This is a genomic window from bacterium (assembly GCA_041649255.1).
Lineage (GTDB): Bacteria > Hydrothermota > UBA3073 > JACQXS01 > JAQTXJ01 > JAQTXJ01.
The window spans coordinates 20,072-36,607 of record JBAZNK010000004.1; the positions used below are offsets into that span (position 1 = coordinate 20,072).

At 37.6% G+C, this 16,536-nt stretch carries 16 protein-coding genes; 3 read left to right on the plus strand and 13 right to left on the minus strand.

Going from position 1 to position 16,536, the window contains the following annotated elements; translation table 11 throughout:
• Positions 1-7: 7 nt before the first annotated feature.
• The 3 genes from WC614_03900 to WC614_03910 form a co-directional block, all read right to left on the minus strand.
• The gene (locus WC614_03900) at positions 8-1,942 is read right to left on the minus strand and encodes a VCBS repeat-containing protein (GenBank protein ID MFA5032142.1); all 1,935 of its coding nucleotides are present in this window, start codon (positions 1,940-1,942) and stop codon (positions 8-10) included.
• A gap of 101 nt (positions 1,943-2,043) precedes the next feature.
• Complete coding sequence (locus WC614_03905; protein ID MFA5032143.1) at positions 2,044-2,841, minus strand: sugar phosphate isomerase/epimerase; 798 nt, start codon at positions 2,839-2,841, stop codon at positions 2,044-2,046.
• Between the two features lie 26 nt (positions 2,842-2,867).
• On the minus strand, positions 2,868-4,286 hold the full coding sequence (locus WC614_03910; GenBank protein MFA5032144.1) for a T9SS type A sorting domain-containing protein: 1,419 nt from the start codon (positions 4,284-4,286) through the stop codon (positions 2,868-2,870).
• 136 nt (positions 4,287-4,422) lie between these two features.
• Between WC614_03910 and WC614_03915 the strand changes: the two genes are divergently transcribed.
• Genes WC614_03915 through der form a run of 3 tightly spaced genes read left to right on the plus strand, consistent with a single transcriptional unit; the run spans position 4,423 to position 6,959 of the window.
• Positions 4,423-5,214, plus strand: coding sequence for a citryl-CoA lyase (locus tag WC614_03915; protein ID MFA5032145.1), 792 nt, complete (start codon positions 4,423-4,425; stop codon positions 5,212-5,214).
• 1 nt (position 5,215) lies between these two features.
• The gene (locus WC614_03920) at positions 5,216-5,698 is read left to right on the plus strand and encodes an adenosine-specific kinase (GenBank protein ID MFA5032146.1); all 483 of its coding nucleotides are present in this window, start codon (positions 5,216-5,218) and stop codon (positions 5,696-5,698) included.
• A 28-nt stretch (positions 5,699-5,726) separates the two neighbouring features.
• Positions 5,727-6,959, plus strand: a complete 1,233-nt coding sequence (gene der / locus WC614_03925; GenBank protein MFA5032147.1) for a ribosome biogenesis GTPase Der — start codon at positions 5,727-5,729, stop codon at positions 6,957-6,959.
• Between the two features lie 166 nt (positions 6,960-7,125).
• Here the strand turns inward: der and WC614_03930 are convergent, their stop codons facing one another.
• From WC614_03930 to WC614_03975, 10 genes are all read right to left on the minus strand, one after another.
• Positions 7,126-9,123 carry a T9SS type A sorting domain-containing protein gene (locus tag WC614_03930; GenBank protein ID MFA5032148.1) on the minus strand — a complete coding sequence of 666 codons (1,998 nt, stop codon included), beginning with the start codon at positions 9,121-9,123 and terminating at the stop codon, positions 7,126-7,128.
• Positions 9,124-9,166: 43 nt separating this feature from the next.
• Positions 9,167-10,573: a cysteine--tRNA ligase gene (gene cysS / locus WC614_03935; GenBank protein MFA5032149.1), complete on the minus strand. Its 1,407-nt coding sequence runs from the start codon at positions 10,571-10,573 to the stop codon at positions 9,167-9,169.
• Between the two features lie 35 nt (positions 10,574-10,608).
• Positions 10,609-11,820, minus strand: a complete 1,212-nt coding sequence (locus WC614_03940) for a pyridoxal phosphate-dependent aminotransferase (protein MFA5032150.1) — start codon at positions 11,818-11,820, stop codon at positions 10,609-10,611.
• Complete coding sequence (locus WC614_03945; protein MFA5032151.1) at positions 11,795-12,832, minus strand: TonB family protein; 1,038 nt, start codon at positions 12,830-12,832, stop codon at positions 11,795-11,797. Before WC614_03945 ends, WC614_03940 begins: the two co-directional genes overlap by 26 nt.
• A gap of 10 nt (positions 12,833-12,842) precedes the next feature.
• Positions 12,843-13,319, minus strand: a complete 477-nt coding sequence (locus tag WC614_03950; protein MFA5032152.1) for a hypothetical protein — start codon at positions 13,317-13,319, stop codon at positions 12,843-12,845.
• Between the two features lie 39 nt (positions 13,320-13,358).
• Positions 13,359-14,414 (minus strand): M42 family metallopeptidase, encoded by a 1,056-nt coding sequence (locus WC614_03955; protein ID MFA5032153.1) that lies wholly within the window; start codon positions 14,412-14,414, stop codon positions 13,359-13,361.
• Positions 14,415-14,491: 77 nt separating this feature from the next.
• A complete protein-coding gene (locus WC614_03960; GenBank protein ID MFA5032154.1) occupies positions 14,492-14,833 on the minus strand; it encodes a hypothetical protein in 342 nt (113 codons plus the stop codon).
• A gap of 2 nt (positions 14,834-14,835) precedes the next feature.
• Positions 14,836-15,351 carry a PTS sugar transporter subunit IIA gene (locus WC614_03965; GenBank protein MFA5032155.1) on the minus strand — a complete coding sequence of 172 codons (516 nt, stop codon included), beginning with the start codon at positions 15,349-15,351 and terminating at the stop codon, positions 14,836-14,838.
• 61 nt (positions 15,352-15,412) lie between these two features.
• A complete protein-coding gene (gene rplC / locus WC614_03970) occupies positions 15,413-16,087 on the minus strand; it encodes a 50S ribosomal protein L3 (GenBank protein ID MFA5032156.1) in 675 nt (224 codons plus the stop codon).
• 168 nt (positions 16,088-16,255) lie between these two features.
• Entirely contained in the window at positions 16,256-16,450 is a 195-nt protein-coding gene (locus WC614_03975) for a hypothetical protein (protein ID MFA5032157.1), read from the minus strand.
• Positions 16,451-16,536 lie beyond the last annotated feature (86 nt).

Here is a 16,536-nt window from a genome sequence, read left to right on the forward strand (position 1 = left end):
ATTTCTATTAGTTGTATTTAACTAATTTTGTAGCTGTAATTACCTGTTGATCGTGATTGTTTTTGCTGGATAAGATTATAAGATATACCCCTTTAGCTTTAAGTCTAGGTATAAAAGTATATTCTCTAACATCCATCAGTCCTTTATACAACACACTAACTTTTTGTCCTGCACTATTGTAAATAGATAATTCTGCATTATTTATTTTTTTACCGGCAGAAAGCAGGATTTTATTTTCACCTATAATTCTTATAACAGTCTTATTTTCCGTAAGTTGTTGGGGTTCCTGTATTCCGAAAGGACAACTTGTATCTCTCATCCATACCCTATATAAAGCCGCTATTTCAGAATCATTAACTGTTGGCAAGAACTCAACTTTATACTGGAAATATTTCGGGCAAGGGACTGCCGGCAATGCAATACTTTCAGCGCTACTCACCGTATAATACGGTCCGTTCCATGCCTTAGAAAGTATGCTGTCGCCTATGGTATCAGTAGTAGTCCTCCAATACAATTTAAGCGTAGTAGAATCCGGGACACATGCATCCCACCCAAAATACAATAATTTCGTATAGGGAGAACCTACTGTTCCAAGTTTTAATATCGAAGACTCAAGACTTCCGATATCCGCAAACCCCTTAAGCATATTATTTTCATAAATTATATGCGCCCCTCTATTTGTAACCAACAAATCCATACTCGGTATACATTCGGCACCTAATTTTGCTGCATAAACCCAATGTGACTGGTTATTAACGATAGGTTTCACAGTATCTACAGTATCTATTGCATATTGTTGAAACATTCCTGCGGGTCCTTGCCTAAGCCATCCTACTTTACGATATGACCCTGTTATATCTGGCAAACCATCTAAATCTAAATCTGCTGCCATAGAACCATCAGTGTATTCTCCTCCCGGAGTTGAATCTAACAAAGCAACCGAATATCCCGAACCTGTTCCATTATTTATATGTCCATAAAATCCGTAAGGATGTCCTGCAACATTATCCTGTTGGTTAGCAGTTACAATGTCCATCCAGCCATCCATATTAATATCTGCCGCCCATCCACCATCCCAGTCAACATTTACATTGCCTGCCATATCCGGGCACCAGTAGCTAAACGGAGTAATAAATTGACCCGGGCCACTTGATCCTTTATTCAAGAATATGTATGTATGACCTCCAACGGCATAAATATCAGGATATTTATCGTTATTAAAATCCGCAGTATACACACGCCATGCCTGATCAGGGTCCCACATATCAAATGTTTTGACCGCTTCCTTACTAAACATCGCACCATTTCTACGAAATAAAACTATATTTCCTCTCCACACACTACGAGCATTATCCACCGCAATTACATCCATATCATCATCCCGATCAACATCAACTGCAGAAACTCTATGATATCCGGTAGCATTGCTTATATTATGATATACCCATGTATTACCATTGCTTTGATTTTCAAACCATCCGATTCCAATCGTAGGCGTTGCTATAAGGATATCCGAAAGCTTATCCCCATTCATATCCACCGCCCAAGTACATGGGGTCTGTTTATTACTTGCTGCTGCCGCCCCAACCTTCTTTTTTGTAAAATTCCAATTACCGTCATTCTGGTACCACCAAACAGTATCTCTAGCAAAACCAATAACATCCATAAGAGCATCCCCATTTATATTTGCAGGCATAAACCCCTGCGTGTGGTCATTTAGTAGATTTAATGTGGTATCTATATTATGCCTTAACCAACCGGTACTGGTATAATCCCATGATGTTGCCATAAGAGATGCCTGTCCTTCCGTTGCCGTAGCAATACTATCACCGGTATAATACCTTGTGCCCCAATCAGTTATGGGACCTTTTAATCCATCCCCCCCCATCCAGTCCGTTTGTTCGTGTAATTGTGTACTTAATATCAATAACCAAATTAACATTTCCCCCCCTCACTTTATAACTCTAACTATAATATAACCTACTAATTGAGTGTTATCAAAATTCAATTTTGTCAACCACTTTTTATACATTTTTATATATTTTAAATTTTCTTCAATATAGGAGTTATGCTTTCTAACGCTTCCATCGCTTTATTTATTGGTCTTACTTCCAATATAAGATATGGCTTCACAGGTTTTAATATCTTAAAATAACGTTCAAAATCTAATATCCCCGTTCCTGGAACTTTATGTTCATCTTCTATCCCGTTATTGTCATGAATATGAACCGTATTTACTTTATTAACAAACTCGCCGAAGAATTTTTCATCTATAATTTTATTCCCTTTTCTGTTTGTATGTCCAAGGTCCCATGTCAACCACAAGTTTTCAGCTAACAGTTCTTTTAATAACTGTTGTGAAATATCATATCTGAAGCTTACGGTATTTTCAATACATAATTTAACTTTTCCCTTTGCATACTCTATTAACTGTTTTAATGCATACTCCAGCGTATTTTTGTATTCGGAAGTCAATATACCCTGGATAGGGACAGCCTTTCCATCTATACTAATGGTAAAAGCCGTTCCAAGATGCAAAGTAACACCTTTCGCTCCTATTTCACCTGCAAAATCTATAACTTCATAAATTCTTGCCAATATCTCATTCAAAACATTTTTATGCAAATTGAACAAAGACAATGATTCCGGTGCATGAAAGAGAATCGGAAAATTACTATCTTTAAGCTTTTTTCTCTGTTGGGGAGAATATTTTTCGGGAAAAAACGCGGGATTTGTTTGGTTAATTTCTACGCATTTAAAGCCTTTTTCTCTAACAAATTCAACGGCATCAATAATATCCGTAAAATCAAATAACACCTGACATCCCAATTTATCCAACATTTTATTATGTTATTGCCAACAATTTTCTACAAGACCTTTACCAGTTTAAACTGTATATTGCCGGTTAGTGTTTTAACGTCAATAAAATATACTCCTTGTTTCAATTGAGATGCGTTTATATTTAGTTTTCCCTTTACTGTCATATTATTCCCGCTCAACATAACTCTTCCGCACACATCAAAAACTTTATAATCCAATTTTTGTCTCGTAGTCGTTAAAAGTTCTATATTATTATTAACCATAGAATTCACAAGAGATACTCCTATACCTTTACAAACCACATTTTTTTCTTCAACAGAATTCATTATTCCAAGCGCCATACTATGTTCATCACCGGCAGAAATTTCTATTCCATTTTGCACTCTGACGACAACGACGGGAGTATCCCTGCTGGCAAGTCCATCATCTCCAAGTTGTCCAAAGTCATTGGTCCCCCAAGCCTTCATTGTGCCGTCCGACAGCAGAGCAAGGCTATGATGCCAAGCACCGTCAACTTTTAACGCATTGTTTATGCCAACTACACTTATTGCCGTATCGACAGTTACGAATCCAGCTCCAATTCCAAGCTGTCCATGAGTATTATCTCCCCACGCTTTTATTGTCCCATCCGTTAAAATAGCAAAGCTATGGTAAACACCGGCGGCAATTTTTACCGCATTTGTTATTCCTAAAACCGCAGCTGGCAAACTTGTATCCTGAGTTGTCCCGATTCCTAATTGTCCTCCGCCGTTCCAGCCCCATGCTCTTATAGTGCTATCCGCTAATAGAGCAAGACTGTGGCCATCTCCGGCAGCAATGGCAATTGCATTATTTATCCCTAAAACCGTAACCGGTGTATCTATTCCGGCGCTATCTATAGTTCCCTGTCCAAGCTGTCCGTAGGTATTATCGCCCCATGCTTTTATTGTTCCATCCGACAATAAAGCCAGACTATGGGCGCCACCTGCAGCAATTGCGATAACATTATTTAAATTGTTTACTAAAACAGGGAGTGATGTGTCGGTAGTTGTACCATTTCCCAATTGTCCTGAACTATTGCATCCCCAAGCTTTTACCGTACTATCCGACAATAAAGCAAGACTATATATAAAGCCGGCATCTACTTTTACTGCATTATTTATACCGACTACCGAATCCGGAGACAACGCATCATAAGTCGTTCCATTACCTACTTGTCCTGACGAATTAGTTCCCCATGCTTTTATAGTTCCATTTGATAAGGCAACGAGGCAATGCATTCCGCCGCCTGAAATTGAAACGGCGTCTGATGTTCCTTCAACGGTATCGGCATATTCCCTGCTGAAGCCTGATTCGTTTCCAAGTTGTCCGTATTGATTCGAGCCCCATGTCATAACAGAATTCGACTGTTGGGCAGTTGCCAAACTACTAATTGAAGATATTAGCAGCCCAATGCTGATAATCAAACATACTTTTTTATTAAACATATTTCCCCCTGTTTTTTAATGATGTAAAAATACCTTCTTTTCCCCCAACTGTCAATTAAAATGTTTCTTTAGAAGTACTTTTCACAATTAACACTTTTTCTTGACATATTCACATTTAACGGTTAGTTTATCAACTATGTGGAAAACAGGAATTACAAAAGTAGAACCTAATCATCTTGTTACTCGAGGGTACAAACAAGAAGATTTAATCGGGAATGTCTCTTTCTCAAATGTAGTATTTCTTTTATTAAAAGGCAAACTTCCAAATGAATCCGAAGGTAAAATGCTGGACGCGATACTCACTTCCAGTATTGACCATGGGGCAACACCACCCACAACTCTCGCATCAAGAATCGTTGCATCGGCAGGCGTTCCTTTACCTACGGCAGTTGCGGCGGGAATTCTCGCAGTCGGAGATGTTCACGGCGGAGCAATTGAAAACAGCGCCAGATTACTTCAGGAATGGGCTCCAAAAGATAAACCCGAAAAAGCAGCAAAAGAACTTCTTGAATTTCTTAAGTTCAAAGGAAAACGAATGCCCGGCGTAGGACATCGTATTCATACTTGTGACCCACGAACACAAAAATTGTTTACTCTCGCCAATGAACTCAAAATAGCAGACAAACATATTGCCCTTATGAAAGCAATAGAGACAGAAATAAATCGAACATCCCGCTCAGGCGGTGACAAAGGGCTAAAAAAGCCATTACCTATAAACGTTGATGGGGCTATTGCCGCTATTGTATCGGATATGGGTTTTGACTGGAAGTTAGGAAAAGCTTTTTTCCTCCTCGGCAGAGTAGCCGGACTTGTCGCTCAAGTCTACGAAGAGCAAACCCGCGAAAAGCCAATGCGTCCGATTTGCACGGTTGACGCAGAATACGACGGACCATGGGAACGCGATTTACCCAAAGACAAGAAGAAATAAAATGGAATTCAAACTCGTAAACATAGATAAACCCGCAGATATCAATTTTATACTCGGGCAATCTCATTTCATTAAAACAGTAGAAGACCTTCACGAAACATTGGTATCCAGCACACCGGATATAAAATTTGGAATTGCATTCTGTGAAGCATCCGGTCCAAAACTTGTTAGAATTTCCGGGAACGATAAAAGCTTAATTGAACTGGCCAAAACTAATGCAATGAATATAGGAGCAGGGCATTCTTTTATAATATTTCTAAAGAATGCTTTTCCCATAAACGTTCTTCCGGCAATCAAATCCGTCCCTGAAATCTGCACGATATTTTGCGCTACTGCTAACGCCGTGCAGGTTATTATTGCAGAAACGCCCCAGGGGAATGCAATAATCGGAGTCGTAGACGGCGAATCTCCCGCAGGAATAGAAGACGAAGATGCAGTCAAAACAAGAAAACAATTCCTCAGGAATATAGGATACAAATTGTAACACCAATCCAAATCTTTAATAAAATATTATGCTTCCAATAATAACTATAGTTGGTAAAGAAAACGTAGGCAAATCTACTCTGTTCAACCGTATTATCGGCAGCAGAGTTGCCATTATGGATTCTACGCCGGGAACTACAAGAGACAGAAATGCCAAAAAAGTTGTAATAGACGACTTTAATTTCCTTTTAGTAGATACGGGCGGGTATCTCCCGAATGATCCGAGCACCATTAAAAATAAAGTAAAAGAGCAGGTAGAACTAGCCATTAATTCTTCTACGCTTATACTTTTCGTAGTAGATGCAAAAACGGGAATAACTTCGATAGATTTGGAGATAACGGAATTTCTCAGGAAACTAAACAAACAAATATTACTCGTCATAAATAAAGTTGATAATAACAAACGAATACCGGAAGTTGCGGAATTCCACAAACTCGGATTCAAATCTTCAATAGAAATATGCGCAACCCAGGGAACAGGCGTATCCGGGCTTATGGACAAAATAACCGAATACATAGATAAGTCGCCATCCTCCGCCGATACCAGATTACCCACTTTTGCCATTATCGGGAAACCTAATGTCGGAAAATCTACTTATATAAACGCCCTTTTAGACGAAAAAAGGGTTATCGTAGACGAACATCCCGGGACTACCGTTGATACAATAGATGTGACTATGAAGTATGAAGACAAAGAATTTGTACTCGTTGATACTCCGGGGTTGCGAAGGAGAACGAAATTTGACTCGCAAATAGAATACTACTCATCAGTCAGGACGGATGCATCCATACTTAAATGTGATGTCGCCATACTTTTCATTGATGCCAGCGACCAAATTTCCCACCAGGATAAAAGGATTATTAACACCGTTCTCGAATACGGGAAAGGGATTGTAATAGCAGCAAATAAAAAAGACCTCGGGATTGGGTTTAGCGAAAAGACTCTAAATTATACAAAATTTGTTCCCATTACGTATTTATCCGCTTTAAATAAAACCGATTTATATGAGCCGCTTAAGACAGCATTAACCGTTGCGGAAAACTGCCGTTTAAAACTTACCCGTAAACAATTGAGAGCGTTTACTCTTGCATTAAAGTTAATAAAAGTATCCCAGGTAGACGTTGCACCGCCGACATTTGCCATCAGGATAATATCCAAGAACAAAAAGCTCACAAACTACAAAACAAGAAAAACTCTTGAAATTCAATTCAGGAAAGAATTTGGATTTATCGGGACTCCAATAAAAATAACAATAATATAGAAGCCCTTAGGCTTTAGCCTTTAGTCCGCCTCAGGCGGATATCCAGCTCCGCTGGGCTAATTTTGAAGTTATCTTTTGAGGAATAAATTTTTAAAAAGGGATATGCAAACACAAGAAGCATCTTCACTTAAGCCCATTAAATATTCCTGTCGTTGAAAAAGAACTTCTATTTCAACAGCACCATTTTTTTTGCAGGCAAGATTTTGTCTCCTGTTTTTAACTCGCAAAAATAAGTCCCGTTAGCAAATTTTTTACCATTCCATTTAACCGTATATTCGCCTGCGTTTTTCATCCCTTTATCAATTGTCGCCACTTTTTCTCCGGATATGTTATATATGGATAAATCTATTTCTGCCGGGTTTGGAATGACATAATTTATGCTAACTTGTTTATTGAATACGCCAGGCAAAACAGAAAACGACAATGTTTTAAGTGTTTTATCTTCAGCCACATTTTGCCAGTTTAAATAAATCGAATTATCGAAATTAAAACTGTCATTAGTTCCAAAAGTTGAGAAGAAATACCATAGTCTGATTATATAAACTCCGGCGTTTAACCCGTAAGTCGAAAATTTGCAGAGCTTGCTATTGTCTACAGGAGTCGTTATTTTACCGGTTATCGGGAAAAAAGCTGAAGTGTTATTTGCAGATGCATACTCAATTCTATACCCTTCAAAATTAAAGTGGGAGGATGGTCCCTTAACCATATTTGCGCTCCCGCGGATAAGGATACTGTCATTAGTATAAGCCGGTGAAGTAGGATATAAAGCAGATACCAATACCGTTGCCGAATCATAAATCATTATAGGATTAGGAAGAATAGTGTTATACAAAACTACGGTTGCCATATTTCTTGCGACTAAATGCCCATTTCCGCTCATCGAAGTTAAAAACATCATAGACAGGGACTTACCGTCCATAACGGCATCGGTATAAAGAGAGGTAAGAAAACAAATAAGCAAAGAATCTGACGATGTCCCGATATGTCCTGCAGCGCCATCACAGGTCGCATTTGTAAACGTAGATTTTGCCGAATCACTTAAAATGCATTCTCCAAAAATGGATCCCTTTATTGAAAGCTGGGTCCCGGCGTTAAAATACAAATTCCATGCATTAACCGATGAATTTACAAGATGGTATGTTCTTCCGGGAAGCGGCGCAGTAAAATCACTGTATTCCGAGTAATCTACAAGTCCTGTTATTGTATCATTGAGCGGGATTTCAAAAATGTTTCCGGCAAAAATGCCGTCAATATTGTACAAATCCACGTTGGTACTGTCCATTGTCATAGTACCAAGCCTGAGCCCGGTAAGACTGTCCAGCACAAAAGAATAGTTTATTCTTTTGCACGTAGTATCAGGATAGGTGAAATGGTTAATCCATTTATTCGCATTCAAAGAATCTCCGTAAAGTTTTCCCGAAGAACCACGTGGAAATCCAATCCATACGATTATACTATCGGAATGCGAAATATGAACGCTGGCGGAATCTCCTATAACCACAAATTCTCCCGCTCTATTTGTATGCCTTACGTTAATTTTACTATTATGTCCCATTATACCGAAAGAAACAAACGAGTTATCCATACGCACACTGTCAAATACAAGAGAGCCGCCACTTAAAGTCATATCCAAACTACCACCTACACCGCCGCCTAAAGGTAAGTTAGAGGAATTTAACGTTGAATGTTTTATTTCTATTTTTGAAGAATCTATAGAGATGAATCCAAACTGGTATACATATTCCTGTGGCATTATTAACGTACCACTGTCTATAGAAAATAAAGAATTTTGTATCGAATATATACAACCTTTTACACAAAGAGAGCAACTGCGGACTATAAGCTGTCCGTTCCCAATTAACACAATATTGTTATTAATTGTAGTATCATGCGTGATTAAAAAAGATGAACTAATCACCCAGTCTCCTTTATTAAATTTGAATTCGGCTAAGTTCTTATTTTTTAATTCCATATCTTTAATAAAGGCGAAAGGACTCGTATGAATTGGCATATTTAATTTTGTTCCCGGGGCACTTAATCCCATAGCTTGTGGACCATACTGCTTAATTCCCCGACGCAGTACATCCAGTTGATTTGCATTCGTAATTCCGCCCAATAAAACAAATAAAAAGATTATAAAAATTATGGTAATATGTTTTTTCATATTTTTTATTTTTAGTATTCAAAAAATTTCATACTTTCGCGCTTCATTCTTTTTTCTTACAGCGCATTCCTTCCGGGGTATCTTCGAGGATATAACCAGAACTTTCAATCTGTTTTCTTAACGCATCCGATTTTGCCCAGTCTTTGCTCTTTCTTGCGTTTTCCCTTTCAGCAATCAATGTTTTAATTTCATCCGGCAACTCTTTTTTTGTAGATTCTCTTTTTTCTTTTATTCTTATGCCTAAAACTTTATCAAAATCTAATAATGTCTCATAAACCCTGAAATGCTTACGTTTATAGGCTTCCTGAATAATTTCCAGAACTACAGCCACCGCCTGCGGAGTATTTAAATCATCATTTATTGCTTCAAGAAATTTCTCTTTATAGCCCTTAACCCAATCTTCATCACCAGTTTGGATGACGTCATCCAAACTACCCATTTGAGTAACAAAATTATAAATATATTCTAATACCGTTTTTGCAGCCGTTAAAGCTTCATCCGTAAAACTCAATTCTGCCCTGTATTTAGCCATTAAAACAAACATTTTAAAAACCATCGGGTCAAACCCCATATTCTTTAAATCCTGTAGTGTATAAAAATTAGCCAGGCTTTTACTCATCTTCGTATCTTTAATCTGCAAGAAATTTGCGTGAACCCAGTAATTAACGAACTTTTTCCCGGTAGCGCCTTCAGATTGGGCTATTTCATTGGTATGATGTACCGGAATATGGTCTATCCCGCCGGAATGAATATCAAATGTTTCGCCAAGATATTTCATAGACATCGCCGAACACTCAATATGCCATCCCGGGAACCCTCTCCCCCACGGACTATCCCACTGCATAATATGATTCGGCTGGTTTATTTTCCACAAAGCAAAATCAAACGGATTTCTTTTCTCCGGCTCAACTTCCACTCTTGCACCTGAGTTTTGACCATCAAGGTTTAGCCGCGCAAGTTTCCCGTAATCTTTGAATTTTGAAGTATCATAGTAAACGGCATTTTTAGTAACATATGCGTAACCTTTATTTACAAGTTTTTCTATCAATGCAATCATATCGGGTATATGTTCGGTAGCTTTGCACATCAATTTGGGTTTTTTAATATTCAATTCTTCCATATCTTTAAGAAACGCCTGTGTATAGAACTCTGCAATTTCGTAAGGAGATTTTTTAGTTTTTTGGGCTTCCCTATCTATTTTATCTTCTCCTTCATCCTGGTCAGAAGCCAGATGTCCGACATCCGTAATATTCATTATATGGTTAACTTCGTAACCGTTATATTCGAGGACTCTGCGTAAAGTATCCGTAAAAATATAAGTTCTTAAATTTCCGATATGCGCATAATTATAAACGGTCAAGCCACAGGAATAATACCCAACTTTTTTTGCAACTATAGGGATAAACTCATCCTTTTGTCTGGTTAACGTATTAAAAAGTTTTAGGCTCATTCTGGAATATATCGTCCTGCTATTGTTTCAAGTGTTTACTTATTTTCCGTCTGATATTTTTTAATACCTTCGCGTAGAATTCTCATTGCATCACGCAGTTCTTTTTCTTTCAAAACGTACGCAATTCGTGCCTCATTTCTACCCCTGCCAGGCGTAACGTAGAACCCTTCACCCGGGGCAATCATAGTAGTTTTTCCATCCACGCTAAAATCCGTCAGCATCCACTGGGTAAACTTTTCCGCATCTTCTACCGGCAACCTGCAAGTCATATAAAATGCGCCTTCCGGCAAAGTAGCGAACGCGCCCGGAATTTTCTGTATTTCTTCATAAACGACATTTCGACGCAATTCATATTCTTTCATCATTTCCGGTATAATATCATCCATTCTTCCGTATAATTCAACCATACCAACCTGTTCAATCGTCGGGGGACAAAGTCTCGACATACTGCATCTCATAATTCCTTTTAAGATATTTTCATTCGTAGAAACTACGCAACCAATTCTTGCTCCGCAAGCGCTAAAACGCTTTGAAACGGAATCAATCACGATTTTATATTCATCCTCGCCCGGCAAATTAAATACGCTTGTATGTTTCCTGCCATCGAATAAAAATTCCCGGTAAACTTCATCGGATATCAGGTAAATATTATGTTTTTCCGCTATTCTAGCAACACGCATCATTTCATCTTTTGAATATATCGTTCCTGTAGGATTATTCGGCGTACATATTATAATTCCTTTTGTTTTTGGAGTTATCAGTTTTTCAATTTCTTCTTCTTCCGGCAAATGGAAACCCTCTTCTACTTTCGTAAGTATAGGAACCAATTTCACTTCTGCTATTGCCGCAAGGGATATGTAATTTGCATAACAAGGGTCAGGGATGAGAAACTCATCTCCTTTATCTGCAAGAATTATATAAACAAACAATATTGCTTCAGAGCCACCTGTAGTTATAGAAACATTAGCTGTCGTTATATTTTTTGCTCCGAATGAATTATAGTAAGTTGCAATTGCTTTTCTTAATGCCAATAACCCATTAGACGGTCCATAAGCAAGGACTTTTTCTCCATATCCCTGTATAGCTCTCCAGAAATACGAGGGAGTTTGAATATCGGGCTGTCCGATATTCAAATGATAAACTTCTATACCCCTTGATTTTGCCTCGTCTGCACAAGGAATGAGTTTCCTTATAGGAGAAGCAGGTATAACACTTCCTCTATTAGAGATTAATAAGTTTTTGTTCATTTGCGCACCTTATTTCACATTGTTTATCGTTTATAACTTTAAATTCTATCGGTAAATTAATATTGTCCTCTATTACGGTTTCACCTATTTTAGCAGGGGTAAATACCCAATTTTTAACTAAAGCCTTTACATGAGGTTGGTCATATGTTATATCCGAAGGTAAAAACTTTACATCTTCCACTTCTCCTTTTTTATTTATATGAAGTCTTAGATTTATTCTCCCTTCCGAGCCTTTTAAGCTTGATTCCGAAGCAGGATAATCGGGCAATGTTATACTTTTAATTGTCGGCGCAGTATATATAGCGCATACGGGGTCGCCCTTACATATAATCTGTAATTCGGCATAATTTTTAGGTTCAATTCTTATACTTCTGATTTTATCTCCAACCCGGATTCCTTTTACTTCATCCATTCCTCTGATTATCTGTCCAAAAACGGTATATCTATTCCCGGTAGCATCCAATGACGGTATCGCCTGCAAGCAAACATAAAATTGTGATGAGGCGGAATTCGGGTCTTCTGCCCTTGCCATAGCTACCGTTCCCAAAATATGCCGTCTTGAATTAAATTCGGCTTTAATATTATACCCTGCGCCACCCGTACCATTTCCTGCGGGATCTCCACCTTGCACTAAAAATCCCGGTTCAACACGATGAAACGTTAACCCATCATAAAAATTAAGGTTTGCAAGCATAATAAAATTCTTTACGGTATTCGGAGCATCTTCAGGAAAAAATTTCATATAAATCTTATCGCCGTTTCCCATAGTAATAGTGGCTATTTCCGAACCATCTACTTTTAGAGTATCAAGTATTGATTTTTTAAGTTTTTGTGTTATTTGCACTCTCTTAGCGGGAGCTTCCTCTGTTGTACCATCAATATTAATTGTTTTTTCGACTACTTTCTTTTCGATTGGAGAAGAAGGTTCAATAACTATTTTATCTTCACCGACTAAACTTCCAACTAATCCTATTAGCAAAACGACACAGGATATTCCCACAAATCTTTTCATTTATTCCCCCTTATTTCACTTCGTATTCTTTCAATCTGTCATAAAGCGAGTAATAAAACTTGTCCGCAAGTTCAGTATCATCTTCCGTATCTTTCCATGCTTTATACTCAAGATGATAACTCGTTTTAGTAGTATCAGGAACTTTTTCCATTGTTTTCGACTCTTTCTGGCGTGGACACCGAATCGCTACACGATAAAGACTGTCCCCTAAAACTTCTACGATAACTCTAACTCTTTGTTGTATATTTACAGGTTTATAATCGGCTTCTATATGTCCTTCCGTCTCTTTCGTAATGGAAAACTGTTCCGCAACTATCGAATAAACGGCATTCCTAACCTCTTTATAAGCACATCTGTAACGAGCCGCTCTTACTTTGTAAACGCTATTATCGTAAGTTTTCTTATGAGTTCCTTCCTGTGATAATTTAGAAGAACATCCTAAAAAAGAAACTATTATACCTACAACTAACAAAACACTTCTTCCCATATTTCTCCTTAAAACATTATTTACTACGCGATATTTTACTTACGGTATAAAATTCGTTTTCTCGTCTATCCGCATTATAAACCCGGTCAATAATTTAACTATGTTTTCGATATCATTAAGAGATACGAGTTCTACCGGGCTGTGCATATACCTATTTGGTATGGAAACAAGTCCCGCTGCCACACCTTCTTTTGTCAATTGAATTGCGTTGGCATCCGTTCCCGTACCTCTTGGTGCTGCATCTATCTGGTATGGTATTTTTTCTTTCTTAGCAACATCAACGAGTATTTCAAAAACTTTATGATTTATGTTGGGACCTCTAGATATAACTGGCCCTTTACCGATTTTTATATCCCCATTTTTTTCTTCCGTTCCGGGATAATCAGAAGCAAATGTAACATCTATTGCTATGCCGACATCCGGTGATACACGGAAAGCAGAAGTCGTTGCTCCTCTTAAACCAATCTCTTCCTGAACAGTTGCAACTCCAAAAACGCTTGATTTTATTTTCTTTTTTGAAAGATTTCTTAAAACCTCTGATACGATAAATGCTCCACCTTTATCGTCAAATCCTCTTGCGACAACTCTATCTTTATTCAACACTTCGAATTCCACCGCCGGAACCGCAGGGTCACCGATACTAACCAATTTTTCTGCTTCCGCTTTTGTTTTTACTCCTATATCTATAAATAAATCTCCGATATCGGCTATTTTCTTTCTTTGTTCTTCTTTTAATAAATGAATGGGTGGTCTTCCGATTACGCCAAGTATTTTACCTTTGCTTGTATTAATCCATACTCTTTCACCAGGTAACAAATGAAGGTCAAATCCACCTATTAAAGAGAAATATATGAATCCATCTTTGTTTATATATTTTACCATATATCCGATTTCATCCATATGCCCGGCAAGCATTATTCTTGGTTTTCCAGTCTTATTTAATACTCCCATCGCATTTCCGTGAACATCCGTAAATACTTCATCCGTAAATTTTTTAGTTCTGTCTTTCCATATTTTCCGAGCTTCCCCTTCAAAACCTGAAGGGCTGACCGAATTTATAAAACTCCTTAAAAAATCTAAACTCTCTTTTTCCATTTTTCCCCCTTTAAATTATTTAAGTCTATTTTTTACACAAATAATCTTACTGTCAACTAATTTATAAAAAAATTGTATTATATTTCATCTTCTTCTACTGCTCCTACTACTGAATCAACTTTCAATGTAATTATTTTCCCTACTCCTTTTTTCTCAAAGTCCAATCCAACTGCTCTTAAAATTCCCGTTATTTCTTTTGCAACATCAGGAATATCCGTTAATGCATAAATCGTTTTTGAACCCGGTTTATCTTTTGCTCCCATTTTAAACATTGCAAATATTGGAACTTCCTGAGCAAGAACATCCTTCATCTGCTTTATGTCCCCTACAAAAGCAGACTCAACTCCGACTTCTACAAGACACGAAAGCAAATCGTCAAGCCACTGTTCTTTGTGTAAAATTATAATCAATAACCACATCTCTATTTGTTGTTATAAACTACTTTTCCCCCTTGAGTCTGCACTTCCAGACTTTCCGGTAATATGTTATCAAATTCTTTTATCACATCCATAATCTTTTCCGGGCTGCTTGCTTTTATTAATGCCTGCCGAATAGTATTTGATTTTAACAACCTTGATATTTTCGCTACAGCTTGTAAATATGTTTTACCGATATCTTCCGGTGCCGCAATCATAAAAATTATATGCACGGGATTGTTGTCCAACGAGTTGTAAGATATCCCTTCCGGAGATATCCCAATTGCAACTTTTAATACTTTCACACCAGTGGTTCTTGCATGAGGAATGGCTATACCATCGCCAATACCGGTTGTTTCTAATTGTTCCCGGGTTTCAATGGCTTTAATAAAATCTTCTGGATTCGTTAAAAAACCAGTTTTTACAAACGTATCCGTGAGTTCTTTTATTGCTTTAGATTTGTCTTTTTGTTGTAATTTACAATTTATGAATTCAATGCCCGTTAATTCCTGTAATAACATAACATCCTCCCCGTTTCTCTAATTAAAATTAAATAAAGAGGAACTTTTTATGTAGTAGACGCTATTTTCGTCGAGCAGAAGAAGATTGTGGAGCTTTTGCAACGTCCTGCTTTGGCGGAATTATTTTATTCTTTCGAGGAATTACAAGGACATAAGAATTTTTAGCTCCGGGTATTGCCCCACGAATAAAAAGTAAATTTTTAGGCTCATCAATTTTCACAAGTTTCAGATTGGCAGTAGTCTGATTCTCATTACCCATTCTTCCCGGTAATGGATGCCCTTTTACTGTCTCCCCCGGTTCTGCTGTTCCTACTGACCCAGGTCTACGATGAAACTTAGAACCATGACCATCAGGTCCACCCTTCCATCCATATCGTTTCATCCCACCCGCAAAACCTTTTCCGATTGAACAGCCTTCAACGTTCACCCTTTGAGTGCCCGAAAAAACCGTTACGCCAAGCTGACTACCTATTACCCAATCTTCAGGTGCATTCCTAACTTCATAAAGAACTTGCGTCGGTTTAATATTAAGAGCTTTAAACTCTCCTGCATAAGGTTTATTAGGATGTTTCTTTTCTCCATACCCTAATACACACGCATTATAGCCTTCTTTCTGAGCTGTCTTGCGATAAATCACCGTATTGGGCTTCATTTCAACAACGCTTACGGGAACAACAGTACCATCTTCTTCAAAAATTTGAGTCATTCCGACTTTCTTTCCCATTATTCTGACCATATTGTCGTTTAATATCTTATACTTACTATTTTGTCAACAAGAATTTCAACTATTATTAAATATCCTTGAATAAAGTTCTATTATTGTCATAATTTGTATAAGGGGATGCTACAAAATATATCAAAGATCTATATAGAATAGATTCGATTTTTCAATACCTTATTTATGTTATGCATCCAGAGGAAACATCTTTTTCATACTATCAGCAAGTCTTTCTTTCCTTGCAATATCCTCTTCTGATGGGACTTGTTTAACCACTTCATGAGTCTTTGGATCCTTAATCTTATAAACCGGAATTTCTCTCCCATTTGAATGGATTCCTGGAACTACCACATAAAAAGTAGGAGAAGTGTTTATTTCCATTTCTATCCCCTCCAAGTTATAAACTCTTTTGACCTAAATTCTACCCTGACAGAACTACTTCTCTTCATTATTTAATTATTCCTGCT